Here is a 24,709-nt window from a genome sequence, read left to right as displayed (position 1 = left end):
TATTAAAACATAACAGTTCTTATACAGAACCTTTCTATAAAACCAGTTCCGTATAATTCATAATTGCACATTTAATAATAGGCATAAAACATTGTTTTATTTAAGAGTTATGAGTATTAGACATTGATCAAATATAGAAAGTATCTGTATAAACTACTCACAATTTGAAAAGTAGGTAATGGGCATAAAAAGAATTAAACGTTATCGAACTATATGAGGGGTTATTAGCGTAGAGAAATTAACTCAACGCCCCCAATTCCAACGCCTTCTTAATCGTCTGCTTCACATAAAACAACTGAGAACCATGCTTAGATTCCCAACCTTTTGGATCATCGTGAAACTTTCGGTGCTCGTCTGCATTTAGGGGCATAGTGAAAAGGTCGTGAGTTTTAGCACCCATCTTCCCCTCTCCGTGACCGATTAAGTGATGAGCCACTACCCCCTCTGTTTTTCCAGTCACTACGCATGGCAGAGAACGGACGAACTTTAAGTACCTTTCACTTTGCCAGGTAATCTCTTTCGGTCTGGACATGAACATAGCTGGTGGCTCGTCATCAACAATCAACTTAACTGCACCGGCACGTTCTTTCAGAATCGCTTTTGAGTTCAATTCGAAACGTTCATCGCTTTCTCTGCGGATAACTAACCCGTTGGTATCTGGCTTTTTCTTCACACCAAACACATCATCAACTATCGATTGTGGCAAGTGTTCGTAAACACCATTCACGACACTCCACCAGCAAAGCTCAGGTAATGAGATATGCCTATCCAACCGAAGCTGAGACCTCACACTTTCCAATCCCCAAACAAGCACATTACGTTGAGCAATGGATTCCGTTTCAATACTCCTGCTTTTTCGTTCTTGGTTGTCATGATGCCAACAAACACGAACGGCATTATCGAGGACGGTTAAGTTTTTGTCACAATACTCTCCATCTGAAAGTTGGCAATGTGGGATGCGCTCTAACCAATGCTTAAAGCTACCAAGTCGCTTTTGAACATCAATATGGTTAAAGAACTCGAGTAAACGTATATCGTCCACTAGCGATTTTGAACTATCCGGAATCACCGAACGGCTAACTTTGCCGCTTGGTACATTAACCAACTCTTCGGGTAGAGGCATAACAATGAGCCGGTTCCCTTGGCTCATCTTTACCAACTCGCTCAACAGAGTTTTGCCAGGCTTAAACATCATTAAACCAAGATCAGGTTGTAAAAATGGCTGAAGAATTATCACGCAGCTACCGCCCTTAAATGCCCAGTGTCTATCAACTTCTTCCGTAGCCATATCTCTCCTTTCCCTGTGATCATTGCGGTATGGCTAATTCTGGTTTCTGAATTGGTTTCGTAGGTACCTTGCTTAACGGTAAAGTAACCACGCTCAACAAACTCTTGATACGGCAAATTGTAAGAGCTGCCTCGGCTCATAAATATTTTCAGCTCTCGCAAAATTCTGAATATCGTTACAGGCCCCACGCCAACCGTCTTCGCAAACTGCCCGATGAGAACGCCTTTATCCGCACCAGCAACAGCATCAGCAAATTCAGCCTTTGGAGCTGCTATCGCTAACTGCTGATTCTTCGCTTCAAGTTCTTTAGCCTGGTTAGCTGCAAGTTGAAGTGCTTCAGCAAAAGTAGCCGGCACAACAACCTGATTTCTTTTTTCGAGTTCCTGCCAACGATCAACAACTGCAGCAGTGAATTCTGGAGAAAGTCGAGCAACAACAACCAACGAATCTCGCTTGCCTAATTCGTAGTAATCGAACAGTTGTCCTCGATACTCAAATTTTAGTGGCTCAATTTGAGCGACTAAAACATGACCATCAATCAATGAGCGAATGACACGTAGAACGTTCTTGTGGTCTTTCTTGGTCAACTCCGCAATTTCACGGCTGCTCATCTTCATTTCAGTTTGGGTACTTAGTTCAAACATGCTCATCCCTCAACTAACCAATACTTACTTGTAAACCCAGTATGCTCACCGTTCTCTAGCTTCAATGCGGTACCTGAGTTCCTTGCCCTTTCAACCAACCTCACCAGCTGACACACCGTAATGCCTAGCGACAGACATAATTCACACGGCTTCCAAAGGCGTTTACGTGACTTCATCAAAGTAACAAGATCCTTCTCACTCGCCATCTAGCCTCCCTAGCTCCTCCACCAACTGTTCCCGCATAGCCATCATTTCATTCAACTTACGCTGAGAAGATTTGGCAGCATCTTGAGAGACCGGTGATTTGCGCTGTTGGAACGAGAGTAAAGCTGCATTCTCGTTATTGATATCCATCTCCAATTCACGAATCTTGCGCTTAAGAACATCACGATCATCCGTAGCTTTCGGTTGCTGTGTTTGCGGCGCCGCCCCATAACCCTTGTCTTGCTCTTTGCAAAGCCAAGAGTGGATAAATCGCATAATCCCTTGAGCCGTCTTTTGGCGAGTAGGATTCGCTTTGCACCAACCAATCATGTTTCGTAATTGCTGAACCACATCTACCGCAGGGTAGAGCTCTCTAAGCTCAAACAACTGAGACTGCGTTACCTGATGAATCGCGCTCTTCCCTTTGAGAGGAATTTGAAACAAAACCGGATCATGCGGCTTTTCGGTTTCGAGCTGGCTCGGAACAAGATCTTTAACTGATGGTTCTATTGGTGGATCTATTGATGGTTTATGGTCGGATTCCGCCCTACCCCCCGTCGAAATTTGACCTACCACATCAGGTTCTTTCGTCTGTTCGAGATTCGAACGTTCGATTTTCGAATGGACGAAATTCGACTGTTCAAAATCCGTCTGTTCATCTGCTTTCTTTTTCAGCAGCAATACTGGTAATTGATACTGATTGTTTGAACGAACTAAGCGACCTGTTTCAGCCTTTTTGAATTGATTCTTTTTGAATAGCCAACCACTCGCTTCCAGCTTCTTAAGTGTTGATTTAACAGTAGTTGGAGAAACACCAGACTTACGAGCAATCGTATCAATAGACGGCCAGCAAACACCGTTATCATCTGCATGATCAGCAAGGCAAAGCATCACCAATTTGTCAGAGCCTTTGAACAACGGAATGTCCCACACATAACTCATTACTTTGACGGACATACTTCAACCTCATCTTTCTTCAGAGTCCAAAATGCAGGACGCTTAATACGGTTCCCTCTATCCCAACAAATCCACGCGTATTCAGCGTTATCAGTCGCGCCATGTACGAACGATGGTCTAGGAGTGAGAATAAGTAGGTTTGTCCAAGGGAAAGAACGCCAGAAGTCAGCTCGCTGTTTACTGCCAAGCATCGACAGACGAAGAAGAAAACACATAGTTCCGTCTTGCGCTAAATCTCTCGTCATAGCCGTAGCAATAAACTCTAACGCCAAACTAAACGGTGGGTTCGTGATAATCACATCTGCCGACATATCTTTACTCGGATTTAAGTAATCAATCCCTTCAGCTAATTCTGCATACTTAATGATATGCCCGCTTGGAAGTTCATTGGTTACACGACCATCACCACGACAAGGCTCTGCAATCACATCACTTTCACGAAACTCAATACAGTTCAGTAATGCTTTTACGCACCAAGAAGGCGTTGGATAGAAATCTCTCTCGATACGTTCTTTAGGCATGAATTCCCCCATAAACCGCTGCTACATATAAACGCTGCGCTTCATACAAATCGGCCAGTTCTTCATGAGTCAACTTTGTGCTCTGGCCCTTTTCCACCTTGTAGAACTCGTTTTGGTGGTACCATATTGAATAGTTGAGTGTTATTCTTTCCATTACTGCTTCTCCGAAGTGGTATGTGAAATTTCCTCGCAAGACGTTTCACTCGGCTTTAGACCGTTGCCGCGGTTTAAAGCCAACTCACTCTCATCATCCAATACACGTAAATGACGCTCGCACTTTTCTTTCAAGAACTGGATTTGTTCTCGCTCAAACGTGTCAGTGTTCTGCCCTTGATTTAAAGCTACTCGACAGGTATTAACTGTCATCAAAGACATTTGGTTCACGGTTTCCCAAAATGATTCAGTTCTCATCGTTCCTCCGCATATAATGCATCGAGCTTTAACATGAAGGCTTCGAACGTTGTCTGATACTCACGTTTCAATTGAGCAATGTCTTTGCGTTCTTTCTCGTCAAACACTCCATCAGCCTTCGCTTCTTCAATGGTTTTGTCCAAAAGCCCTTTCACTGCATTAAGGTGTAAGTGACAGTCAAACATATCAACGTTGTCTAGCTTGCCCAGCAGAGGTTTTTCAACAACCATAAAACCTGCTCTATCTGCAAAAAACGCAGCGATACATGGCGACTGTGTGAAGTCAACAATGTCCACCAGCTCTTCTAAAGAGAAAAACTTCGTGCCTTTATTCATCTTCAAACGGTTGTTGTACTGGTCATACGAATAGCCCAGATTGGCAGCTACCGTCCCGCGAGTTCCTTGAACAAAGCGCTCAGAGTCTTTAACTGCAGTTCTCAGCCCTATATGAATTTCAGCTTGTGCTTCCACTAATTACTCCTTGGTTTGGTGGTTATACATTTCCAAAATTTCTGGAAGAATTAACTTATCGAGGTATGTTCAGTAGTTGGTCTTTCTTGTATTGACCATTTGATAGCTCCTCTATTTGTTCTGCGTAGTTGGTTTCGCCTGTGTATTCGGTTCTTGGTAGAACACCTTTCTCACTCCATTTGTAAACTGCACGGACACTGACATGACATCGCTCAGCAATTTTTTGAGAACCAATTGAACTGATCGCCTCTTTTAACATACTCAAACCTTAAAAAATGAACATTTGGTACATATTATGACGGAACTGATAGTACATGCAAGAGGCTTTATTATTGAACCTATGGTTCATAGTGAAAATGTGCGATCTAACTTCTCCCTCAGGCTTGCACAGGCCTGTAATCAAGCAGGGATTGAAGAACACGGCCGCGGAGTAATCCTTGCGAGAAAGCTAGACGTAACACCTAAAGCTGTAAGCAAATGGTTAAACGCAGAGTCCATGCCACGTCAGAATAAGATGGCTGAACTAGCTGATTATTTGGGCGTGAGCTTGTATTGGCTACAATATGGTAGAGAAGAGCAAGTACCAAAAGGTAATGCTGAAATCCTTGGAAACATGCAGACATGGGATAGTCAAACACCGCTCGGTGAAGATGAAGTTGCAGTACCTTTCCTTTCAGAAATTAAGCTTTCGGCAGGCAATGGATTCGTTAATAATTTGGAGCAAGATAATGGCTTCCGCTTACGATTTGCCCGTTCGACGCTTCGACGCTATAACGTAGCGCCAGAAAATGCAGTTTGCGTTGCAGTTCATGGCAATAGTATGGAACCAGTTCTACCCGATGGTTCAACTGTTGGTATCGACTGTGGAAACAAAGCACTAGTGGAAGGAAAGATTTTCGCAATTAATCACAACGAAGAACTTTTCATAAAAAAACTATATCGCTTACCTGGTGGTGGTATCCGCATATACAGCTTTAACGAAGCTGAATACCCGCCAAGGGAATACACAGATCAGCAGATGCAAGAACAAAAAATAACAATTGTTGGAAGAGTATTCTGGTACTCGGTTATGTTATAACCGTAAACAAGGAAACAAATGAATAAGTCAATTATAGTTGGCGCACTAATCATTGGAGCATCTGTGATTGCAAGCCCTTTCATTTATAACTCACTGAAACAAGCACAACTACAAAAAGAACAGCTAATAATAGCAGAAGGCAAAGAACATGCTGACACTAATGCTTTAGAGCATTATGCACAAGAGTATAAAAAGATTAAAGGCCACTGCCCTAGCAAAGCCTCAGAGATGGTAACAGTAGTTATTAGAAAAGAACCGAAAGATCGCTATGGTATTGAATACGAGACCAAGGGTGACTGTAAGTTCCATTCATTAGAAGGAATTACTTCCGAATCTTATTGACGTTGTATGCAAACTAATAGAAGCAGTTGTTTTCATGAAGAAAATAAAACAAAACTCCATTATTGCCTCCTTATTATTGCTACTGTCTGGCTGTGTAAATACCAATATGAAGGAATCATATAACCAGTTAGGTATGCCTGGATACATAACAAAGAATGTGTCTCAGTTTAATGGAGAAACTGAAATCAGTTTGGAACCAGCTTATTTAAACGATGCATCTAGCTTGTTTAGATTGGGGCTACATTGGAATACCAAGTTACCCAAGGATAAATATCTCTTGGTGGCGGAGTGGGCTGAAGCAAAAAACTTTGAACCAAGTGCACCTCTCGGACTGAATATCGATGGGGACATTGTTTATTTGAAGCCTGTAGATGAAAAAGAATATGGTGTAATAAACAAGGAAACGAGAACGCTAAGTTCTACAGTTGCCCGTTCTACTTTTTCTTACAATCGAACACTTAAACAGTTCTGGATTTCGAGAAATGAGCTGTGGCAATTAATTAAAGCTCAGAAGGTTATCGTTAGAGTAGAGCTTCTTCACACATACTGGGAGGAGCGGCTTGAACCACCACAAACCGCCATGTCAGTTTACAACGAATACCCGTATGCTTGGGCAAAAGCAGGATTTGAAAAGTTCCTCACTGAACAAAAAGTTAATTAAATACTAATTTTCTAATAGCCGCCTATATGGCGGCTTAATTATTCCTAAGTTCACATAATTATAAAATGAACTTTTAGTTCTTTACAATAAATGTACTTATGGTACATTTATCTCGTTCATTTAGTTCACGAACTAACAGCGAGGAAAACACATGTCTAAACAAGAAGCGGGAAACCTCAGCCTTGAGGACCGTACTACCAACTTCCCTAAACTCATGCAAGAACTTGACGGTGGAGTTATCTCCAATGTCGTTGGCTTAGCTCTTTCTAACGTTGCTCGTGCTGCTTCTTACAGCGATAAGCAGGGCAACGTGAAGATAGACCTAAAGCTAAAACCTATGGGCACCAACAACGAAATGGTAGAAATCACGGCAAACCTAAGCGTGAAAGAGCCTAAATCGGGTTTTGGTACCAAGTCAGAAGACTTCCAATACACCTCAATCGCATATGTAGGCAAAGGCGGCAAACTTTCCTACGACCGCCCGAAAGAAGATATTCACGGTCAGACCACCATTGAGGAAGGTCAGCTTCGCGAAGTCCGCGTACGTTAATCCCATTAATCCATCAACGTAATCAAGAGAGAAAATTCACATGGATAAATCCGCAATCCAGCAAATTCAGGAATTAGCTAATGTACCTGAGTTCTTAAATCAGCTTCAAAAAGCAGGCTTCCCTATCGCTGCTCTACCTCAGTCATTTGAAGTTCATGACTTAGAAGTGTACATGCCTAATCGCAATCAGTTTCGCGGTGTGATGAGTACTGCCAACATCGATGAATTTGTACGCTATCACGAAGACTACCAAACCGAAGGTAATCAATGTTTCATCAACGCTGATCATATGTCGGCAATCACCATCTTTGACCTTGGTACTCACAAGTCACCAGGTCACTGCAAACATCAAGCAAAACTTACTTTACGTAAAACCGCAGCGTTTAAGGCGGTGCTAAGCATCAATGATGAACGCCTTAGTCAAAAGAAACTGGCTGAATGGGTAGAGGATTACAGTGAATTTCTTCAGGTGTTTTCTACCGATGGAGAAGTTATCGAGAACTCGGTGGCATCAGCAGCTATTCGTAATATGAAATTCGAAGCTAAAACAGGCCGCGAGTCAAATGTTGGTGATTTCAGCCAAAGCCAATCTGAGTACGAATCAATTGCTGTGCGTACTAAAGAAGAATTCCCAATGCCGGCTGTTTTCAAATTCACTTGTGAGCCATACCTAGGCTTACCAGAGCGTTCATTCGAAATGCGTATGAGCACCATCGGCAATGAAACGCTAATTCTTCGTATCAAGAAGCTAGAACAGCACGAAGAAGAGATGAGTGAACAGTTCAAAGACAACCTAGGGGCTGAATTTGTCTCTGAAGGTATCGAGATTAGCACCTTTATCGGCTCGTTTTCTTCTTAATTCATTATTCGTGCCCTTGCGAAAAGGGCGCATCTTGCGAGGAAATTTTATGTATTTCGAAAACGTCACTATTGATTTGGAAACACTGGATACTGAGAAAACGGCAAAAATTCTTAGTATCGGTATCGTTCCTTGGAATTGGGGAGAGCAAGTAAGCTTCCAAGAACTGTGTGAACGCGAAGCTAGCCTTTATATCAAAATAGATATGAGTAGTTTTCCTGATAGCTTTACTGAGTCTCAATCCACAGTTCGCTGGTGGAATGAACAAGGTCAACAAGCACGTCATGTTTTAGAGCCTAGTTCAGAACTAGACACTCATATCGAAGAAGCTCTTCATCGTATTAACCACCATCTAGTCAAATACGTTTCGCCTCTTCAAAAAGATGGTGGGCAAATATTCTGCCGAGGTTATGACTTTGATGGTGGAATTCTAGAGCACGCTTTTAAACAGTGCCTTATCACAAGACCATGGCTATACAACCGCTTCCGCTGCATCCGCACTGTTATTGATACGCTAGCGAAAACTCGCAATGGTTATGTAATCGAACATAACCCAGAGGGGTTCATCAAACACCATGCTCTACATGATGCCGCTAAAGACACCCTTACCATGCTGACACTAATGGAAAACCACCAGTGAAAGCACTAATCGCTTATTTAGGGCTTTGTGCCCTATTTAGCCTTGGCTATGTCATTTATTCAGCATGGAGAAATAACGGTGAGTATGACGCAAGAAGAGATCAATAAAGCAGTAGATGGTGTTATGGAGCTTCGTCCTGTTGGCATTCGTTCACCAAAAGAACCACCTAAGAACCCATCAATTACGCAGCGTATGAGCGATTTGCAGTTTCAACAGGAAATGGCCGCAATTATGGAAAATGAGCCAGTGGTAGGTTCAGCATTTTATTTTCGTAACAACGATGAATCAAAAGGTGGCCGTAAGAACCTGAGCTTTAACCCTTACCATGGTGGAGCTAAGTAATGGCTAGCCGTGGAGTAAACAAAGTCATCCTAGTAGGAAACTTAGGCAGTGATCCAGAGGTGCGTTATATGCCTTCTGGTGGAGCTGTTGCCAACATCACTATAGCCACCAGCGAAACGTGGCGAGATAAATCGTCAGGTCAGCAACGCGAAAAAACAGAGTGGCACCGAGTAACCCTGTACGGAAAGCTTGCTGAAGTCGCTGGTGAACACTTAAGAAAAGGTTCGCAAGTCTACATCGAAGGTCAGCTACAAACTCGTAAATGGCAGGACCAATCAGGACAAGATCGATTTTCAACAGAGGTTGTAGTTCAGGGATACAACGGAGTGATGCAAATGCTAGGTAGTAAACGCGACCAAGGATGGGGGCAATCTCAACAACCAATTAGTAGTCTGGGAAATCAATCGCCACACCATGCACCACCGCCGCCTCAATATAATGAACCACCTATGGATTTCGATGATGATATCCCTCTGGTTCCAATGTTTAAACCGCATCGCTCACTTAGTCTGTGCGTTTAATGGTGTCAACCACCAAAGCTATGTTGGTTTGGTGGTTGCTAAGAGTTTTACAAATAGAACAATAGGAATAAACGTTATGGGTGCAACTACCGTTTCTATTGATCCTGCAAACATGAAATGGGTTGGAGAGGATATCGTACTCGCCATGTTTGGCTGGACAGATACCGCCCTCAACAACTATCGCAACCGGGTATGGATGCAGGGCAAACATTACCGAAGGATTGGTACCAGTGGAGAGGCTTCACTGAAAAAAGCAAAAATTGTTTATAACATTCCAGAGATCAACAAGTGGATTGACTCTTACCCACAACACTAATGGAGAACAACATGCCGCCAAAGAAACTCCCCACTGGCGTTGAAATTCATTCTGGCATGTTGCGTATTTGGTTTATCTATAAAGGGGATCGCTACAGAGAATCTTTGAAGTGTCCCCCTACTCCCAAAAACATTCGTATTGCTGCAGAACGCCGCGTTTCAGTTTGTCATGCTATCCGCACTGGCAGCTTTGCTTATCACGAATGGTTTCCAGAATCCAAGCATGCAGCAACATTCCAACCAGTAGCCAATAGCATCACAATGTCACAACTGTTCGATGAATGGTTAAACCTAAAATCTATTGAAGTAACACCTTCAACACTGAAGAACTACAAACAAAGAATCAAACAGGTGCTATGGAATATGAATGGTGATCAGATTGTGAGTAGTGTGACTCAATCAGATTTACTCAATCTGAGGAAAAAGTTTACTGAAACCTGCTCGGCCTCAACGGTAAACACCTACATGCGAACAATTAAAGGCGTTTTTGGTTTTGCTATTAATACTGGTTACGTTGATCAACGTTTATTGACAGGAATAAAGGAACTGAAGATTCAGAAGAAAAGACCGAATCCGTTAACAGAGGAAGAGTTTGGAAGGGTTATCGCAGCTTGTCCCCACCAGCAAGATGAAAACTTCTGGCAATTGGCAGTCTATTCAGGTCTTCGCCACGGTGAACTTATGGCGTTAGCCTGGGAAGATATCGATCTAGATAAAAAGACGATTACGGTCTGCAGAAACTTAGCCTTAGAAGGTTTCTTTAAGCGACCTAAAACCGTGTCTGGTGAAAGGGTTGTGAACTTGCTGGAACCAGCCGTTGATGCACTGAGAAAACAAAAAGCATTAACTTTTATGTTACCTGCAATAGAAATTGATGTACTTCAGCGAGAACATGGTAAACTCCACCGCTATTTTATTCGGCCTGTTTTTTCGCCTAGTATTACATCAAGGTATGAAACGAATAATCGTTACTATCATCATGTGAGTATTTGGGAGAAATGGACAGCCATATGTAAACGGGCGAAGATCACCTATCGACGTCCATATCAGACGCGCCATACCTACGCTTGCTGGATGCTATCTGCGGGGGCAAACCCAACGTTCATTGCGAAACAAATGGGCCATTCGAGTGCGAAAGAGGTTTACCAAACATACGGTGATTGGGTAAGCGACCACACACAAAATCAGCTGGACATGCTAAATAATAAATACGGTCAAAATGCCCCCAATGTGCCCCTAAGTAAAGTGAGCAAGACTTAACTATATGAATACACCTAAAATTTTTGAACACAAAAAGTACTGGGCAGAATGCTTCGGTACGGCACGCTTTTTACCTACCAGTCGTAAAGAGATGGATGCGCTTGGATGGGATAGCTGTGACATTATTATTGTGACTGGTGATGCTTATGTTGATCACCCAAGTTTTGGTATGGCAATTATCGGACGTCTGTTAGAAGCTCAAGGTTTCCGCGTCGGTATCATTGCGCAGCCAGAATGGCAGAACAAAGACGCATTTATGGCGTTAGGCAAACCAAATCTCTTCTTCGGCGTAACAGCAGGTAACATGGACTCCATGATCAACCGTTACACATCAGATAGAAAGTTGCGCCATGATGATGCTTACACGCCAAATAATGAAGGCGGCAAACGCCCTGATCGCGCAACCTTGGTTTACTCTCAACGCTGCCGTGAAGCGTATAAAGATGTACCTATTGTTCTAGGTGGTATTGAAGCTAGCCTTCGCCGTGTTTCTCACTATGACTATTGGTCTGACAAAGTTCGTCGTTCAGTACTGTTTGATGCGAAAGCCGACATTCTTTTGTTTGGTAACGCAGAACGCGCTCTGGTAGAAGTGGCACACCGATTAGCTGATGGTGAGTCCATTAGCGATCTGATTAATGTCCGTGGCACAGCGGTCAACCTTGCTGCCGTACCAGAAGGCTTCAAAGTCATTGACTCATCACGCATTGATAAACCAAGTACGCCATTTGTACCAACAAACCCGTACGAAATTGAAACGCAGTGTGAAACCAAAAAAGACGAAGAAGAAGCAAAACCGATTACGGTTCGCCCTTCCCGTCATGATGCGAAAACAACTGCTGTACGTCTGCCTTCGTATGAGAAGTTACTGAATGACCGTATTCTTTATGCTCACGCAAGCCGCGTACTGCATTTAGAAACAAACCCGTACTCTGGTCGTGCACTGATTCAAAGCCACGGCAACCGCGAACTATGGGTAAACCAAGCTCCGATTCCATTAACTACAGAAGAAATGGACTATGTGTTTGATTTACCTTACGCACGTGTGCCTCACCCTAAATACGGCAAAGATAAGATTCCTGCGTATGACATGATTAAAACGTCAGTCAACATTATGCGTGGCTGTTTTGGTGGCTGTTCTTTCTGTTCAATTACAGAGCACGAAGGACGAATCATTCAGAACCGCTCAAAAGAATCTATCATCAACGAACTAAAAGAGATTCGCGATAAAGTACCGGGCTTTACTGGCACGATTTCGGATCTCGGCGGACCAACAGCCAACATGTACCGTTTAGGTTGCTCGGATCCTAAGGCGGAAGCAAACTGTCGTCGTCCTTCATGTGTTTTCCCTGGTATCTGTCATAAGTTGAATACAGACCACAAGCACACTATCGATTTGTATCGTGAAGCGCGTAAAGTGGAAGGCATTAAGAAAGTGATGATCGCGTCTGGCGTTCGTTACGACTTAGCTATTGAATCTCCAGAATACGTGAAAGAGCTTGTGACTCACCACGTAGGTGGTTATCTGAAGATTGCTCCTGAACATACGGAAAAGAACCCTCTGGATCTGATGATGAAGCCCGGTATGGGAACATTTGACCGCTTTAAAGAGCTATTTGATAAATACAGTGCGGAAGCAGGCAAGAAACAATACCTTATTCCTTATTTCATCTCTGCACACCCAGGTACTGAAGATGAAGACATGGTGAACTTGGCACTCTGGCTAAAAAGTCGTGATTACGAGTGTGACCAAGTACAGAACTTCTACCCATCACCAATGTGTAATGCAACGGCGATGTATCACTCTGAAGTGAACCCGCTAAAACGCGTGAAGTATAAAAAACGTGAAGACGTCACGGTACCAAAAGGTGACCGTCAAAGACGTTTGCACAAAGCTCTGCTTCGTTATCACGACCCACTAAATTGGCCGTTGATCCGCGAAGCGTTGATTAACATGGGTAAAAAACACCTTATCGGTGATAAACCGGGCTGTTTGGTGCCTTCGGAAGACAGCGACAAGCTCACACCTGCGCAACGTCGTAAATCTGGTCGTCATGGTTCAAACCGATTCGCGACAAAGCATACTAAATCTCAACCAGGTTTTGATGCACTGCGTGGTGATAGCGGTCGTGGTGAAAATAGCCGTAAAGAAAATAATCGTGGCGATAATCCACGCGGAAACAAAGCATCGGGCAACAGCAAATCAGGTGCAAAAGGTTCCTACGGCAGTTCACAAGGTACTAGTAATTCACAAGGCAGCAGTCGCGCTCAAGGAAATGCTCGCCCACAAAGCAGCGCTCGACCAAATACGAACAAAGGTAAAGGTCAAAGCCGACCTTCTCAACGAACGCAATAGAGCGTTTGTTAATCGCAAAGCATAAAAAAGCGCAGCTCAGGCTGCGCTTTCTATTAACTGAATTATTTGTCAAAACAGTTTAGCGAATTAAGCGTACTGCGCTTCGAACTCTTTCATAAACGAAACAAGTGCTTGGACACCTTCAAGAGTCATTGCGTTATAGATCGACGCACGCATACCGCCAACAACACGGTGACCTTTTAACGACGTTAAACCACGAGCTTCAGCCAACTCTAGGAAGGTACCGTCTAATTCAGGCTTCGCTAATTGGAATGGCACATTCATTAGAGAACGGTTATTTGGATGAATACCATTACGGTAGAAATCTGACGAATCTACGTAATCGTACAGCAGAGCTGCTTTTTCGCGGTTGATTTTCTCAATCGCTTTTACGCCACCCTGTTCTTTCAACCACTTAAATACCAAACCTGATAAATACCAAGCGTAAGTTGGTGGTGTGTTGAACATTGAATCTTGTTCTGCTAACAGTTTGTAATTCAAAATACCAGGTACCAGATCACTTGCTAGTTCTAACAAATCATCACGCACGATCGCGATACAAATACCCGCAGGACCGATATTTTTCTGCGCACCAGCGTAGATAACACCGTATTTCGATACATCAATTTCACGAGAAAGAATGGTAGACGACATATCAGCAACGATTGGTTTATCGGTTACTGGTAGATCGTTGATCTCGATACCATCAATAGTTTCGTTTGGACAGAAGTGAACATAAGCCGCTTCTGGGTCAATTTTCCATTCGCTCGCAGGTAAAATAGCGATTTTGCCATCTTTCTGTACTTTGGCATCAAAAACGTCTGTTTCACAATATTTTTGAGCTTCATTTACTGCGCTTTCTGCCCAGTATCCACCATCAATATAAGTCGCTTTCTTTGCATTGCCCATTAGGTTCAAAGGCACTGCTGCAAATTGTGCACGTGCGCCACCTTGGCAAAATAGTACTTTATAGTTGTCTGGGATATTTAGAAGATCGCGTAAATCCTGTTCAGCTTCTTGTGCCACCTTAATAAAAGGCTTACTGCGGTGGCTAATTTCCATAACCGAAACGCCCATGCCGTTCCAGTTAACAAATTCAGCCTGTGCTTTTTCCATCACGGCTTTTGGTAACGCTGCTGGACCAGCACTAAAGTTATAAACAGTGTCCGTTTTCGGCTCCATGTGTTCCTTGCTCCTGCTATCGATGATGAGTGTGATTAATACCACTTTTTTCATCGGATAAAAAGCAAGAAAAGAGGTCTTTCGACCTCTTTTCTTCAACTAATCTAAATTTCAAAGACTTTAGGATGTATGACGGGATTAACGCACCATCATCGCCGACATAAACAAGGTAAAAAGTGGCACTTTATGGCCGTTTGAGAACACAACATTTCCTTCTTTAATATCGGCATTAAGCTGATAACCTTGGTCATTCTGCGTCATCATTTCCATCAACAGCAATTCATCCACACCTTGCTGAATAATCGGATAATCAGCAACCAATTGATTCGAAACAAAAGCTTCTAACCCACCCGTTAACGCTGACACAATTACACTTGGGTCTTTGGATACGTTATTCGTTCCCTCTGGAAAATTCAGAGTGGCTTTAGAAGTAAACTCACCCTCGCCAAGATTCAAAGCAAATGGACTCATGCTGATAAAGAAGCCTTTTGAAAATAACGAATCAATGTGTGGCATCGCTTGTTGAATATCATCAGAACCTAAATATGGATTACTTTGATAGATATTTGAAAGCGCTAGGAAAGCTTTGCTATCAACAGCTCCCAAAGTGAAATCCAGTTGAACATTATTAACTTCACCGTCTTCTGATGTGAATTGATCAACATTCAGCTTGTGATTGCTAGTAAACCGTAATTTATCTGCATCTAACTTCGATTCAAACTGATAAGAGGTATTGTCAACGGCGAATAGAGTAGTACCCAAACCATCGTCAACCGTTAAGCTTCCGAGGGTGATATTTTGCTTTCCGATCCAAAAGCCCGCGTCTTGTTTGCCATCACCTTGACCAGTCAAATCAGAAAACAACATGTTCTCGCCAGAAGCAAAATTCAATGCAATGGAAGGGATTGAAATATTGAAATTCACTTTGCCTAGTGTTGTCACTGTACCAGACAGTTCAGAAGAAAGAATGGAAATAGCAACTGAATCCGGACCTTCACTTCGAAAATGCCAATTATCCAGTTTAGAAGAATAGCTTGTGTTTCCGTTAAGTTGCGTCGTGCTATTTATTACTAAAGGCGATTCAGGATAGTCAGGAAAAGTAGAAATAGTCGAAATACCAACCAACCCATGTCGAATCTCGCTGTTGACGGTTACTTCTGTTGGTAGTCCTTCTGCTAGCATCTGCTGTTTAAGAATAGGGCTAGTTACACTAAAACGTGTTTGCGCATGCGAAGATAGATAACCACGGTCATAACTGATCAGCGCCGCAGATATATCGTCATTGCTGATATGCTTTAGACCATCAGTAATCACATTCTGACCAATTTGCCCTACCGCTAAAGGCCAGCACAAAGCTAACGATATTGCGCCGCCAACTGCTCCAACTAATTTTAATTTTTTCATAATATGGAAGTTCCCAACTTGTTTCATGCAGTCTACCGATAAGGTTCTGTGAGCTCAAGGTCGTGCTCAATGAAAGACAGTAAAAGTAATTGTAAATTCAGAGTATTGATGATCGTTGACTCTAAATTGGCGTTCTAAAACCTTGCTCTCAGTTCAATTTATCGTCTCTTGATAAAGTAATAGAGTCGGATTTCAATATGATGAGAGCATCGTGAATCAATACGCCCTACTCTGCTTAGATAACAATCCCATTAGTATCGAACAATGGCGGCACGAACTGCGAGAGTTCGCGACCAAATTCGATTTGCACACCGCCGATTCTTTCGAAGAAGCAGAGCAGGCATTGGAGTATTTAGAATCTCAGAATCAGACAGTTGCTTTAGTCATCGCCAGCCATAACGCAAACTTAAACGGTGCAGACTTTTTGATCCATCTAGATCGAATGGACAACACCAAAAATGCACGTAAAGTTCTCATCAGTTGTGGTCAAGATATTCAGGCTATAGTCAGCGCGGTGAATGAGGGTCGATTAGACTACTGCTTGACTAAACCTTTGCAAAACAACGTACTTTATAAGACGGTGGTTCAAGAGCTTACCACCTATGTGTTGGAAAATGACAAAGATAACGCGCTTCACTACAGCAGCGTACTTGATCAGCAAAGGTTATTACGTTCTCATATCGACAACAAAATGCACTCATACCGGCAAGGCTTCATTACAGAGTACCACCAACTATCCGATTCTGAGCTTGCAGACCAAGTCATTGGCGCACTAAACCAATTTTTTGAAAAGCAAGACGATACTAAAGCATGTCGGACCTATTCTGCCGATCATTTACTCACTGTCGAAGGAAAAGAAAATCGCTTTTTGTGGTTTATCACTGAAGGTGAGGTAGCTCTGTACAAAAAAGATAAGCATGGTCAGCAAAGAGAGGTGGTAAGGCATCAAAAGGGAAACATTGTCGGTGGCATGTCTTTTGTTACAGGCGAATGCTCTTTTTCTACTGCAATCACACTGACTAAAACCGAAGTTATCAAGTTAGACAGAGATATATTCGCAAAAGTTATGCATACCAACACGAGTTTGCTTCCTTTATTTACTAACCTTCTGTTACGGCACTTCAATAGACGTCTGCAAAGAAGTATCAACACCAAAATACAGCTACAAGAAACGCTCGAATCGTTGGAATCCGCTCATCAACAATTGATTGAAGGTGAAAAAATGGCAATGCTTGGCCAACTGGTCGCTGGTGTTGCTCATGAGCTCAACAATCCCGTATCTGCAATTTTGAGAGGTACTGATACTCTTTCAAGTAACATTGAGAATATTGTGGATAGTTATGCAGATTCAACAACAAATCACCAAGGTTCGCACATGCTCAAAGCAGCTCTGATTGCAAAACCCATGTCAACATCCGAAGAACGCGAACTTGCTAAACAGTTAGAAAGCAAAATACATCATCGACTACTCTCTAAAAAAATGGTTAAGCTAGGACTTAACAATGACGAGGAATCAGTTAAAGGAGCCAAATCCAATCCTGACGCAATGTTGAAGAATCTGGAATCGCTTGAACGGTATCACCTGACTGGCACCACGCTTCGCTCCATTAAAGTTTGTGCGCAACGAATTACTGATATGGTAAAGAGTTTAAAAGGTTACGCTCGTGTGGATGACGAAACCTTCCACGTGGTCGATATTCATGAAGGAATTGAAGATACTCTCGTTATTTTCGAAAATCGCTTGAAACTACATAAATTAGTCAAAGAGTATTCAGAAATACCTCCAGTCCGCTGCCTGCCCATTGCTCTTCAGCAAGTTTGGACAAACTTAATTTCCAATGCGATAGACGCCTTCCCTGAAAGAGGAATATTGGAAATTAGTTCCAAAATAGAAAAAAAAGAGGGGCAAACTTATGCCGTCGTCAATTTCAAAGACAACGGACACGGGATTTCAGAAGAAATTAAAGAAAGAATATTTGAGCTTAACTACACAACAAAACGCGAAGGTAATTTTGGCTTAGGTATTGGACTCTCTATATGCCAACAAATTATGCATCAGCATCATGGTTGGATTGACGTTGAGTCTAAACTCGGAGAGTACACCAATATGCGAGTATGGCTTCCTCTACTCCTCACCACCGCTGAACAATAAGGAAAATAACATGAATAAATTCATGATTTTATGTGTCGATGATGAACGAGAGGTACTAGATAGCGTCATTCAAGATATTGACTGCTTTGAGGAACATTTCATCATAGAAGCGGCTCAGTCAGTCAGTGAAGCAAAATCTGTTATTGAGGATTATCGGAAGCAAGAGGTTTATTTAGCTCTTATTCTTTGTGATCACATAATGCCAGAACAAACTGGGATTAGCTTTTTAATTGAACTGAATGATGAGGTCGATACGGCAAAAACGCGTAAGGTATTGTTAACAGGGCAAGCGGGACTTAATGATACGGTAGAAGCCGTTAATCATGCTAGCTTAGATTTTTTCATCGCTAAACCATGGATGGGAGATCAACTTCGCCAAGCAGTTAAAGATCAACTTACTCAATATGTAATTGAAAATGACAAAGATCTTATGCCTTGGGTAAAAGTATTGGATACCGAAAAGATCCTCAAAGCTATTTCTGAAAAACGAATGGATTATGGTGAATAGGCTTACACTAAGGAAACTGGCACTTAATTTGCTTGGTTTCAACAAACGACAGAATTATGACATTTTTTGATGGTTTCTTGATGCATCAATGTTTTATCATGTAGCTAGAGTTAAAGTGATGCCTATCCAATTCAATGAACGTCACTTTGTTACCATCGGATTAACGATAAAAATACAGGTTTACCGTAACTATGCGTAAAACAATCATTGCAGTAGCACTACTTATAACGTCTGGGCAGAGTTTAGCTGAAGACCGTTACAGCCCGTCAGTTATGAGTAATTTTAGCTATGACTATGCTGAAGCTCGTATTGGAGCAAGCCCTATGACTTTTGGTGCTGGAATAAGTAAATCAGTGCATCCAAATGCACATATGGTTGCTCGTATTGATTCAGAGCTTGAAAGTGATTTTGCAGCAGCAGCTGGTTTTGGGTTTCACGCGCCAATAAACAACTGGGCAGATTTCACAGGCGAAATGTTATTTCGTGTTCAGGATGAAAAAGGTCACTCAACAGACACAGGTATGGAACTGAACTTAGGTGTTCGCCAATGGTTAGGTCCACAACTTGAAGTTGGTGGTAAAGGTGGCTTTGTCTCGATTGATGACAATGATGAATGGATTGGTTCATTCTATGCTCGATTCCATTCAACAGAACTATTCTCAATCGGTGCGGAAGCTCGCTTAAACGACGTATATGGCGATCAAATCATTTTTACTACTCGCTTTAAACTTTAATGAATAGCGTGATTTTTGAATAATAAAAAGCCGATGTATTAAACTTCGGCTTTTTAATCAGCGTTTAGAGGTTCAAGTTCGACGGCGGCAACTTTCTAAAAGCTGGCGTTTACGAGGTTCTTGCAATAACTTCCAGTGTATACCTTCAATAGCTCCCGCAAACTTCCATAGCAACTTAATATCAATATCGTTCCCGTACGTTTGGCAAACTTTGTTAAACACAACAGAAGCGCCTAGTTTCATAAAAGTATCTACATCACATACACCAGATTTCTTTACCATTCTTTCCAGAGTTAACTGCATATTTGGTAAATCACGCAAACGACGATTTGATGAAGACTTCTGATCTACGCGTTGAAAAACTGCGTTTTTTATTGAAGTGCTAATAATAGCCTCTAACCCTTCATAACGATTATCGAATAAGTCCGTAATCTCATAGTAGTTAACCGTTGCTACAGTCTGTTTCTTTACATGACGGAACTTTTCGCAACCCAATGAAGTTAACTGATCATCTAGCTCCTCTCCACCTCTGATATATATGCAATCGTTAGTTAATAGAGCATACATAGCATCCTCTTGAAATAAACCTATACCACCAAACATTGAACGCTGTTGACTCTCGCCAAACTTATTTACGTAATCGAAAAATGTTTGTTCTACCATAGTCTTAGACCCTTTAATCAAAGTCCCCGATTAAGAAAGATCACCAGATAGCAGTATAATTTAGCGAATTAAATTAATTAGTTACGTGCAAAAGCATCATTACTTTGATTGATGCCTAATTTGTTATGCGCACATCATAGTTAACGGAGCGAATTAAGTCAGGACATATCTCACACTCGACTACTTTTTTTTTACCATTTTTGAGATATCACTCGCATAGAGCAATTCTTAACGATTTCAGCGTTAAAAATCCCTTCCAAAATCTAATTTTTGGCTTGCAATAGAAGAAATTAGCCGCTTTTAGATGGAATCTGTTGCTTATCAACAATAGCGAAAGTTAGAATCACATTACTTCTGCTAATTAGTAATTTTTATGAATCACTTATCCTTTTACTGGCTTCCAGATAACAAACAGCTTCTTATTAAAGGAGTAGAAAGTGAGTTTGCGAAACTTGTGGAAACCTCCATCAGTACAGGAAAAATCACGCTCCCTCCTATCCCAGATGTTGTATTGAAGATTCAAAAGATGACATCTCAAGAGTCAACTACGGTTTCGGATGTAGCAAATTGTCTTGCTGATGACCCTAGTCTTGCTGCTGTTGTGATTCGTATAGCGAACTCAGTCATATTTAATCGTCGCAACATTACCTGCATTGATTTGACGACTGCTGTTTCCCGTTTAGGAATTATGCGAGTTAGGGATATTGTGACTGCACAAGCAATAGAACAGCTAAAACACTCGTTCAACTTAAGTAAGGAATGCAATAACATATTGGTGAAAAGCGCATCAGTTTCGCGTGAACTTGGCGCAACCATGGTATTGGTTGCACAAGCTTTTAAAGAACTAGACCCTGATATGTATCATTACTTAGAGCAAGAAAAAGCGCTCCTTGTTGGCCTACTGGCCGATATCGGTCTGTTTTGTTTGGTCAACGAATACCATCTCTATTTGGAAAATGGCAACTATCTAGACCAAGACATCGCTTTACAAATTTTTCATTCCCGCTGTTCAGAGACTAGCCATCTAGTGCTAAAGCATTGGGGGTTTGATACTGACTTTTTAGACGTATGTTGCAATAAACAAAGTGTGGAACATTCCTTCGAAGTCAGTTACCTTGATGTAGCACGCATATCAAACCACTTGCTTATGTTTAGAAAACAAGACGACGCTATTGATGAACATGAAGTTGAAATCAATACAACTGGCGCAGAAGTGCTCTATAACCTAAGCAATCTTAGCGATGCAGAATTTAAATCAAAACTTAGAGCGGTTATAAACGCCAGCGGTTTCTAAACCTTATTCGAGGAATGTATGCTTTCAGGGATGTTGTTTATCTTTGCTCCACTTGTGGTGGGGTATCTGTTCTCTATTCACAATAAAAATTTGCTAGCAAAACTGAACAGTGCGACTGCGTCGCTTGTTTATGTCATCTTGTTCCTTATGGGATTAAGTCTCGCCTCTTTGGATAATTTAGGCGACAACCTACAGCTCATCATTAAATACACCGCCGTATTTTTCTTGGTCATTGGTTGCTGTAACCTAGCCGCTTTGCCATTGGTGGATAAATTTCTGCCACTTGAGACTGATGCCAGCCATACAAAACTGCCTCTTTCCAAAATGGCTCTTGAGTCCGCAAAACTGATTCTTGTCGTTGGTGGCGGTTTGGTCATTGGTGTACTTTTGAGCTTCGATCTGAGTTGGGTAGACACCGCCAGCGAATGGATATTATTTATTCTTCTGTTCTTTATTGGAATCCAACTAAGGAACAGTGGATTATCCTTAGGTCAAATTTTGCTAAACAAGCACGGTATGGTGATCGCGAGTGTGATTGTTGTAACCAGCCTTGTAGGAGGCATGATTGCTTCATTTGTTTTAGACATATCTCTTTTCCAAGGCTTAGCCATGGCATCAGGCTTTGGATGGTACTCTCTTGCGGGTATCTTAATGGGTGATGCCTTCGGACCAGTATTTGGTGGCGCTTCTTTCTTGATAGAACTGTTGCGCGAACTAATATCCCTTGTGCTTATCCCGATGTTTATAGGCCGAATGCCTTGTACTTCCATCGGCTATGCGGGTGCAACAGCGATGGACTTTACACTGCCAGTGATTCAGACAACAGGCGGAGTTCGCTGTGTACCTGTCGCGATAGTCAGTGGATTCATACTTAGCTTGCTCGTTCCAGTTTTGATGTTATTTTTTGTATCTCTCTCGCACTAATTACACGAGAATTTATGTAAATTATAAAACGCTTATAAAAGACGAATTTGTCAGCCCAACACAAAAAAGAAATGCCTAGCTATTCAATATATGGATAGTCACAGCAATATAACAAAAGTTAAAGGAACAATTATGAAACGCCTTCTAACCACGCTACTTCTCACCGCAACATCTCTGAGTGCGGTCGCCTCGGATAACCAGTGTTATGCTGGTAAATATGATGCATATATTGATGCGTCATTAGGCTGGTATGAAGATCTAGCGAAACTAACAACAGAGACGTATCCTGAGCTTTCAGACGTCAGCCAATGGTTCCTAGAAGGGCGTCAGCATCACTTTGAACTTAACCGTGCTGCAGTGCACTACTATCTGGAGCACGATGCGTCTAAGGTCGCAACAAGTCAGCCAGTTGAAGCTTGGTTGAAACTTGATCAGCACGACATTAAAGTTCTAGCATCACGTAGTGATACTCTAGGCAAAATTGCTAAAGTCACTTTCGATGATCGCCAAGCGAAACCACATGATAAAAATTACGAACTTCGTTCAGCTTTTGCAGAACTATTAAGCCATCCAAAACAAATAGATAACGCGCTTAATCGTTACAACAATGCAATTGCGAAACTAGAAAAAATAGAATGTAACTAAAACCACAGTTTTTAGACCATAATTTTCGTAACTTAGGCTTTCCGAATTAAGACGGGACATTAGTCCCGTTTTCGTTTAGATTGTCCCGCTTGCAACCCTAAAACTACAACTATTATATAGACGCGACATGGTATCAGAACAAAGAACCGCTGATGCGAATTTCGAATCTCTACTTCGAATCTTCACAGTACCAGAAGGTCCAGACTCAACCCTGACCCAAATAGAAGAAGAACTTTCACGCAATCTAAACAAATTTTTGCGAGATCATATTGTTGCTGAAGAAAAATCTCTCAAAGATATCGAAAGAGATTTCTCAAACGCTCACATACCCGAGCAACCAGAATTCGTCTCTGACCATACACAGCATCTGCTAGATACTTTGGTGTCCCACTCTGTTCATACTGCTTCACCAAGTTTTATAGGGCATATGACATCGGCATTGCCTTATTTCTTGATGCCGCTCTCGAAGATCATGATAGCCCTAAACCAAAACTTGGTAAAAATTGAAACATCTAAGGCTTTCACGCCACTGGAACGCCAAGTATTAGGTATGTTGCATCGCTTAATTTACAGTCGTGATGACAACTTTTACTCCTCATGGATGCACAGTGCAGAACACTCATTAGGTGCATTTTGCTCAGGTGGCACCATCGCTAATATCACAGCTCTTTGGGTCGCACGTAACAAAGCATTAAAAGCACAAGGCAGCTTTAAAGGGGTAGAAAAAGAAGGTCTGTTCAAAGCCATGAAACATTATGGCTATGAAGGCTTGGCAGTACTTGTTTCAGAACGCGGGCACTACTCTTTGAAAAAAGCGGCTGACGTTTTGGGCATTGGTCAAGAAGGGTTGGTATCGGTAAAAACTGCGGATAATAACCGTATCTGCCCACAAGATTTACAAGAAAAAATTGCACAGCTTAAGCAACAAAATATTAAACCGTTCGCGGTTATTGGTGTCGCTGGTACCACAGAAACAGGTAATGTTGATCCACTGAGAGAAATTGCAAAAATTTGTCACGATGAAGGTTGTCATTTCCACGTCGACGCAGCTTGGGGTGGTGCAACTTTAATGTCAAACAATCATCGTCACCTGCTTAACGGTATCGAATTGGCCGACTCAGTCACTATTGATGCGCATAAGCAGCTATACATCCCTATGGGTGCTGGCATGGTATTGTTTAAAGACCCTGATGCAATGAAATCAATTGAACACCATGCGCAATATATTTTGCGTAAAGGTTCGAAAGATTTAGGCAGCCACACTTTAGAAGGTTCTCGCTCTGGGATGGCGATGCTTGTGTATGCAAGTATGCACATTATTAGTCGAGCGGGTTATGAACTTTTAATTGACCAAAGTATTGCTAAAGCACGCTATTTTGCTGATCTGATCAAAGCCCAACCTGATTTTGAATTGGTATCTGAACCTGAGCTCTGCCTTCTCACCTATCGCTATCTGCCAGCACATATCAAACAAGCATTAGATAAAGCTGATACTAAACAAAAATTGACTCTCAATGAATTGCTCAATGAGCTAACTAAATTTGTGCAAAAAACGCAGCGTGAAACAGGTAAGTCTTTCGTATCACGTACCCAGTTAAATCCTAAATGTTGGGATCAACTCAATACCATCGTATTCCGTGTTGTTTTGGCAAACCCATTAACCACTCACGAGATCCTTCATTCAGTATTAGAAGAACAACGTAAAATTGTTCTACAAGCGCCTAACTTGATGCGCCAAATTGAGCAAATGGCACAAAACATCTTAAACGCATAAAAGCTTTAAA

General features: G+C 42.0%; 30 protein-coding genes. 18 read left to right on the top strand and 12 right to left on the bottom strand.

Going from position 1 to position 24,709, the window contains the following annotated elements; genetic code table 11:
- Positions 1 to 238: 238 nt before the first annotated feature.
- Genes G5S32_RS05220 through G5S32_RS05180 form a run of 9 tightly spaced genes read right to left on the bottom strand, consistent with a single transcriptional unit; the run spans position 239 to position 4,754 of the window.
- Positions 239 to 1,288 carry a DUF968 domain-containing protein gene (locus G5S32_RS05220; protein ID WP_246201038.1) on the bottom strand — a complete coding sequence of 350 codons (1,050 nt, stop codon included), beginning with the start codon at positions 1,286 to 1,288 and terminating at the stop codon, positions 239 to 241.
- The gene (locus tag G5S32_RS05215; protein ID WP_165311027.1) at positions 1,234 to 1,932 is read right to left on the bottom strand and encodes a phage antirepressor KilAC domain-containing protein; all 699 of its coding nucleotides are present in this window, start codon (positions 1,930 to 1,932) and stop codon (positions 1,234 to 1,236) included. The genes G5S32_RS05220 and G5S32_RS05215 overlap by 55 nt, the downstream gene beginning before the upstream one ends.
- Before the next feature lie 2 nt (positions 1,933 to 1,934).
- Entirely contained in the window at positions 1,935 to 2,138 is a 204-nt protein-coding gene (locus tag G5S32_RS05210) for a hypothetical protein (protein WP_165311026.1), read from the bottom strand.
- Positions 2,128 to 3,093 carry a helix-turn-helix domain-containing protein gene (locus G5S32_RS05205; RefSeq protein WP_165311024.1) on the bottom strand — a complete coding sequence of 322 codons (966 nt, stop codon included), beginning with the start codon at positions 3,091 to 3,093 and terminating at the stop codon, positions 2,128 to 2,130. The genes G5S32_RS05210 and G5S32_RS05205 overlap by 11 nt, the downstream gene beginning before the upstream one ends.
- Positions 3,078 to 3,614, bottom strand: a complete 537-nt coding sequence (locus G5S32_RS05200; RefSeq protein WP_165311022.1) for a DNA methyltransferase — start codon at positions 3,612 to 3,614, stop codon at positions 3,078 to 3,080. Before G5S32_RS05200 ends, G5S32_RS05205 begins: the two co-directional genes overlap by 16 nt.
- The gene (locus tag G5S32_RS05195) at positions 3,607 to 3,768 is read right to left on the bottom strand and encodes a hypothetical protein (protein WP_165311020.1); all 162 of its coding nucleotides are present in this window, start codon (positions 3,766 to 3,768) and stop codon (positions 3,607 to 3,609) included. The genes G5S32_RS05200 and G5S32_RS05195 overlap by 8 nt, the downstream gene beginning before the upstream one ends.
- Positions 3,768 to 4,025: a hypothetical protein gene (locus tag G5S32_RS05190; RefSeq protein WP_165311018.1), complete on the bottom strand. Its 258-nt coding sequence runs from the start codon at positions 4,023 to 4,025 to the stop codon at positions 3,768 to 3,770. Before G5S32_RS05190 ends, G5S32_RS05195 begins: the two co-directional genes overlap by 1 nt.
- Positions 4,022 to 4,495 (bottom strand): YmfL family putative regulatory protein, encoded by a 474-nt coding sequence (locus G5S32_RS05185; RefSeq protein WP_165311016.1) that lies wholly within the window; start codon positions 4,493 to 4,495, stop codon positions 4,022 to 4,024. The genes G5S32_RS05190 and G5S32_RS05185 overlap by 4 nt, the downstream gene beginning before the upstream one ends.
- 55 nt (positions 4,496 to 4,550) lie before the next feature.
- Positions 4,551 to 4,754: a helix-turn-helix domain-containing protein gene (locus tag G5S32_RS05180; RefSeq protein ID WP_165311014.1), complete on the bottom strand. Its 204-nt coding sequence runs from the start codon at positions 4,752 to 4,754 to the stop codon at positions 4,551 to 4,553.
- Between the two features lie 36 nt (positions 4,755 to 4,790).
- On the opposite strand from G5S32_RS05180, the gene G5S32_RS05175 reads away from it, so the two are divergent.
- From G5S32_RS05175 to G5S32_RS05125, 11 genes are all read left to right on the top strand, one after another.
- Entirely contained in the window at positions 4,791 to 5,573 is a 783-nt protein-coding gene (locus tag G5S32_RS05175) for a LexA family transcriptional regulator (RefSeq protein WP_165311012.1), read from the top strand.
- Between the two features lie 18 nt (positions 5,574 to 5,591).
- The gene (locus G5S32_RS05170) at positions 5,592 to 5,915 is read left to right on the top strand and encodes a hypothetical protein (RefSeq protein WP_165311010.1); all 324 of its coding nucleotides are present in this window, start codon (positions 5,592 to 5,594) and stop codon (positions 5,913 to 5,915) included.
- Positions 5,916 to 5,949: 34 nt separating this feature from the next.
- Positions 5,950 to 6,576, top strand: a complete 627-nt coding sequence (locus G5S32_RS05165) for a hypothetical protein (RefSeq protein WP_165311008.1) — start codon at positions 5,950 to 5,952, stop codon at positions 6,574 to 6,576.
- A 151-nt stretch (positions 6,577 to 6,727) separates the two neighbouring features.
- Positions 6,728 to 7,126, top strand: coding sequence for a hypothetical protein (locus G5S32_RS05160; RefSeq protein WP_165311006.1), 399 nt, complete (start codon positions 6,728 to 6,730; stop codon positions 7,124 to 7,126).
- Between the two features lie 40 nt (positions 7,127 to 7,166).
- Positions 7,167 to 7,985, top strand: coding sequence for a DUF2303 family protein (locus G5S32_RS05155; RefSeq protein WP_165311004.1), 819 nt, complete (start codon positions 7,167 to 7,169; stop codon positions 7,983 to 7,985).
- Positions 7,986 to 8,034: 49 nt separating this feature from the next.
- The gene (locus tag G5S32_RS05150; protein WP_165311002.1) at positions 8,035 to 8,625 is read left to right on the top strand and encodes a 3'-5' exoribonuclease domain-containing protein; all 591 of its coding nucleotides are present in this window, start codon (positions 8,035 to 8,037) and stop codon (positions 8,623 to 8,625) included.
- Between the two features lie 78 nt (positions 8,626 to 8,703).
- Entirely contained in the window at positions 8,704 to 8,967 is a 264-nt protein-coding gene (locus G5S32_RS05145; protein WP_165311000.1) for a hypothetical protein, read from the top strand.
- Positions 8,967 to 9,488, top strand: coding sequence for a single-stranded DNA-binding protein (locus G5S32_RS05140; protein ID WP_165310998.1), 522 nt, complete (start codon positions 8,967 to 8,969; stop codon positions 9,486 to 9,488). The genes G5S32_RS05145 and G5S32_RS05140 overlap by 1 nt, the downstream gene beginning before the upstream one ends.
- 76 nt (positions 9,489 to 9,564) lie before the next feature.
- Positions 9,565 to 9,804 carry an excisionase family protein gene (xisR, locus tag G5S32_RS05135; RefSeq protein ID WP_165310996.1) on the top strand — a complete coding sequence of 80 codons (240 nt, stop codon included), beginning with the start codon at positions 9,565 to 9,567 and terminating at the stop codon, positions 9,802 to 9,804.
- Positions 9,805 to 9,815: 11 nt separating this feature from the next.
- A complete protein-coding gene (locus G5S32_RS05130; RefSeq protein ID WP_165310994.1) occupies positions 9,816 to 11,063 on the top strand; it encodes a tyrosine-type recombinase/integrase in 1,248 nt (415 codons plus the stop codon).
- Positions 11,064 to 11,067: 4 nt separating this feature from the next.
- The gene (locus G5S32_RS05125) at positions 11,068 to 13,419 is read left to right on the top strand and encodes a YgiQ family radical SAM protein (protein ID WP_165310992.1); all 2,352 of its coding nucleotides are present in this window, start codon (positions 11,068 to 11,070) and stop codon (positions 13,417 to 13,419) included.
- 87 nt (positions 13,420 to 13,506) lie between these two features.
- Here G5S32_RS05125 and serC read toward each other — a convergent pair whose 3' ends face one another.
- On the bottom strand, positions 13,507 to 14,601 hold the full coding sequence (gene serC, locus G5S32_RS05120; RefSeq protein ID WP_165310991.1) for a 3-phosphoserine/phosphohydroxythreonine transaminase: 1,095 nt from the start codon (positions 14,599 to 14,601) through the stop codon (positions 13,507 to 13,509).
- A 138-nt stretch (positions 14,602 to 14,739) separates the two neighbouring features.
- Positions 14,740 to 16,005: a DUF945 family protein gene (locus tag G5S32_RS05115; protein WP_165310989.1), complete on the bottom strand. Its 1,266-nt coding sequence runs from the start codon at positions 16,003 to 16,005 to the stop codon at positions 14,740 to 14,742.
- Positions 16,006 to 16,216: 211 nt separating this feature from the next.
- Between G5S32_RS05115 and G5S32_RS05110 the strand changes: the two genes are divergently transcribed.
- The 3 genes from G5S32_RS05110 to G5S32_RS05100 all read left to right on the top strand — a co-directional run bounded on the left by G5S32_RS05110 (position 16,217) and on the right by G5S32_RS05100 (position 19,399).
- On the top strand, positions 16,217 to 18,157 hold the full coding sequence (locus tag G5S32_RS05110) for an ATP-binding protein (protein ID WP_165310987.1): 1,941 nt from the start codon (positions 16,217 to 16,219) through the stop codon (positions 18,155 to 18,157).
- A gap of 10 nt (positions 18,158 to 18,167) precedes the next feature.
- The gene (locus G5S32_RS05105) at positions 18,168 to 18,665 is read left to right on the top strand and encodes a response regulator (RefSeq protein WP_165310985.1); all 498 of its coding nucleotides are present in this window, start codon (positions 18,168 to 18,170) and stop codon (positions 18,663 to 18,665) included.
- A 191-nt stretch (positions 18,666 to 18,856) separates the two neighbouring features.
- Complete coding sequence (locus tag G5S32_RS05100; protein ID WP_165310983.1) at positions 18,857 to 19,399, top strand: hypothetical protein; 543 nt, start codon at positions 18,857 to 18,859, stop codon at positions 19,397 to 19,399.
- A 72-nt stretch (positions 19,400 to 19,471) separates the two neighbouring features.
- On the opposite strand, the gene G5S32_RS05095 is transcribed toward G5S32_RS05100, so the two are convergent.
- On the bottom strand, positions 19,472 to 20,062 hold the full coding sequence (locus tag G5S32_RS05095; protein ID WP_165310981.1) for a TfoX/Sxy family DNA transformation protein: 591 nt from the start codon (positions 20,060 to 20,062) through the stop codon (positions 19,472 to 19,474).
- A 373-nt stretch (positions 20,063 to 20,435) separates the two neighbouring features.
- On the opposite strand from G5S32_RS05095, the gene G5S32_RS05090 reads away from it, so the two are divergent.
- From G5S32_RS05090 to panP, 4 genes are all read left to right on the top strand, one after another.
- Positions 20,436 to 21,356: an HDOD domain-containing protein gene (locus G5S32_RS05090; protein ID WP_165310979.1), complete on the top strand. Its 921-nt coding sequence runs from the start codon at positions 20,436 to 20,438 to the stop codon at positions 21,354 to 21,356.
- An 18-nt stretch (positions 21,357 to 21,374) separates the two neighbouring features.
- Positions 21,375 to 22,280, top strand: a complete 906-nt coding sequence (locus G5S32_RS05085; RefSeq protein WP_165310977.1) for a LysO family transporter — start codon at positions 21,375 to 21,377, stop codon at positions 22,278 to 22,280.
- A 132-nt stretch (positions 22,281 to 22,412) separates the two neighbouring features.
- Positions 22,413 to 22,925: a hypothetical protein gene (locus G5S32_RS05080; RefSeq protein ID WP_165310975.1), complete on the top strand. Its 513-nt coding sequence runs from the start codon at positions 22,413 to 22,415 to the stop codon at positions 22,923 to 22,925.
- A gap of 127 nt (positions 22,926 to 23,052) precedes the next feature.
- Entirely contained in the window at positions 23,053 to 24,699 is a 1,647-nt protein-coding gene (gene panP / locus G5S32_RS05075) for a pyridoxal-dependent aspartate 1-decarboxylase PanP (protein WP_165310973.1), read from the top strand.
- Positions 24,700 to 24,709: the final 10 nt, after the last annotated feature.

The organism is Vibrio ziniensis, assembly GCF_011064285.1.
GTDB classification, from domain to species: Bacteria; Pseudomonadota; Gammaproteobacteria; order Enterobacterales; family Vibrionaceae; genus Vibrio; species Vibrio ziniensis.
This window is presented reverse-complemented; position numbering and strand designations above follow the sequence as displayed.

What these genes read in the sequence shown, in the direction of transcription:
- G5S32_RS05085 (WP_165310977.1), top strand. Translation starts at nt 21,375, where the DNA reads ATGCTTTCAGGGATGTTGTTTATCTTTGCTCCACTTGTGGTGGGGTAT.
- G5S32_RS05195 (WP_165311020.1), bottom strand. Translation starts at nt 3,768, where the DNA reads ATGGAAAGAATAACACTCAACTATTCAATATGGTACCACCAAAACGAG.
- G5S32_RS05205 (WP_165311024.1), bottom strand. Translation starts at nt 3,093, where the DNA reads ATGTCCGTCAAAGTAATGAGTTATGTGTGGGACATTCCGTTGTTCAAA.
- G5S32_RS05155 (WP_165311004.1), top strand. Translation starts at nt 7,167, where the DNA reads ATGGATAAATCCGCAATCCAGCAAATTCAGGAATTAGCTAATGTACCT.
- G5S32_RS05140 (WP_165310998.1), top strand. Translation starts at nt 8,967, where the DNA reads ATGGCTAGCCGTGGAGTAAACAAAGTCATCCTAGTAGGAAACTTAGGC.
- G5S32_RS05080 (WP_165310975.1), top strand. Translation starts at nt 22,413, where the DNA reads ATGAAACGCCTTCTAACCACGCTACTTCTCACCGCAACATCTCTGAGT.
- G5S32_RS05190 (WP_165311018.1), bottom strand. Translation starts at nt 4,025, where the DNA reads ATGAGAACTGAATCATTTTGGGAAACCGTGAACCAAATGTCTTTGATG.
- G5S32_RS05100 (WP_165310983.1), top strand. Translation starts at nt 18,857, where the DNA reads ATGCGTAAAACAATCATTGCAGTAGCACTACTTATAACGTCTGGGCAG.
- G5S32_RS05095 (WP_165310981.1), bottom strand. Translation starts at nt 20,062, where the DNA reads ATGGTAGAACAAACATTTTTCGATTACGTAAATAAGTTTGGCGAGAGT.
- G5S32_RS05215 (WP_165311027.1), bottom strand. Translation starts at nt 1,932, where the DNA reads ATGTTTGAACTAAGTACCCAAACTGAAATGAAGATGAGCAGCCGTGAA.
- G5S32_RS05090 (WP_165310979.1), top strand. Translation starts at nt 20,436, where the DNA reads ATGAATCACTTATCCTTTTACTGGCTTCCAGATAACAAACAGCTTCTT.
- G5S32_RS05165 (WP_165311008.1), top strand. Translation starts at nt 5,950, where the DNA reads ATGAAGAAAATAAAACAAAACTCCATTATTGCCTCCTTATTATTGCTA.
- G5S32_RS05160 (WP_165311006.1), top strand. Translation starts at nt 6,728, where the DNA reads ATGTCTAAACAAGAAGCGGGAAACCTCAGCCTTGAGGACCGTACTACC.
- G5S32_RS05180 (WP_165311014.1), bottom strand. Translation starts at nt 4,754, where the DNA reads ATGTTAAAAGAGGCGATCAGTTCAATTGGTTCTCAAAAAATTGCTGAG.
- G5S32_RS05130 (WP_165310994.1), top strand. Translation starts at nt 9,816, where the DNA reads ATGCCGCCAAAGAAACTCCCCACTGGCGTTGAAATTCATTCTGGCATG.
- G5S32_RS05170 (WP_165311010.1), top strand. Translation starts at nt 5,592, where the DNA reads ATGAATAAGTCAATTATAGTTGGCGCACTAATCATTGGAGCATCTGTG.
- G5S32_RS05150 (WP_165311002.1), top strand. Translation starts at nt 8,035, where the DNA reads ATGTATTTCGAAAACGTCACTATTGATTTGGAAACACTGGATACTGAG.
- xisR (WP_165310996.1), top strand. Translation starts at nt 9,565, where the DNA reads ATGGGTGCAACTACCGTTTCTATTGATCCTGCAAACATGAAATGGGTT.
- G5S32_RS05220 (WP_246201038.1), bottom strand. Translation starts at nt 1,288, where the DNA reads ATGGCTACGGAAGAAGTTGATAGACACTGGGCATTTAAGGGCGGTAGC.
- G5S32_RS05210 (WP_165311026.1), bottom strand. Translation starts at nt 2,138, where the DNA reads ATGGCGAGTGAGAAGGATCTTGTTACTTTGATGAAGTCACGTAAACGC.
- G5S32_RS05175 (WP_165311012.1), top strand. Translation starts at nt 4,791, where the DNA reads ATGACGGAACTGATAGTACATGCAAGAGGCTTTATTATTGAACCTATG.
- panP (WP_165310973.1), top strand. Translation starts at nt 23,053, where the DNA reads ATGGTATCAGAACAAAGAACCGCTGATGCGAATTTCGAATCTCTACTT.
- G5S32_RS05200 (WP_165311022.1), bottom strand. Translation starts at nt 3,614, where the DNA reads ATGCCTAAAGAACGTATCGAGAGAGATTTCTATCCAACGCCTTCTTGG.
- serC (WP_165310991.1), bottom strand. Translation starts at nt 14,601, where the DNA reads ATGGAGCCGAAAACGGACACTGTTTATAACTTTAGTGCTGGTCCAGCA.
- G5S32_RS05125 (WP_165310992.1), top strand. Translation starts at nt 11,068, where the DNA reads ATGAATACACCTAAAATTTTTGAACACAAAAAGTACTGGGCAGAATGC.
- G5S32_RS05115 (WP_165310989.1), bottom strand. Translation starts at nt 16,005, where the DNA reads ATGAAAAAATTAAAATTAGTTGGAGCAGTTGGCGGCGCAATATCGTTA.
- G5S32_RS05105 (WP_165310985.1), top strand. Translation starts at nt 18,168, where the DNA reads ATGAATAAATTCATGATTTTATGTGTCGATGATGAACGAGAGGTACTA.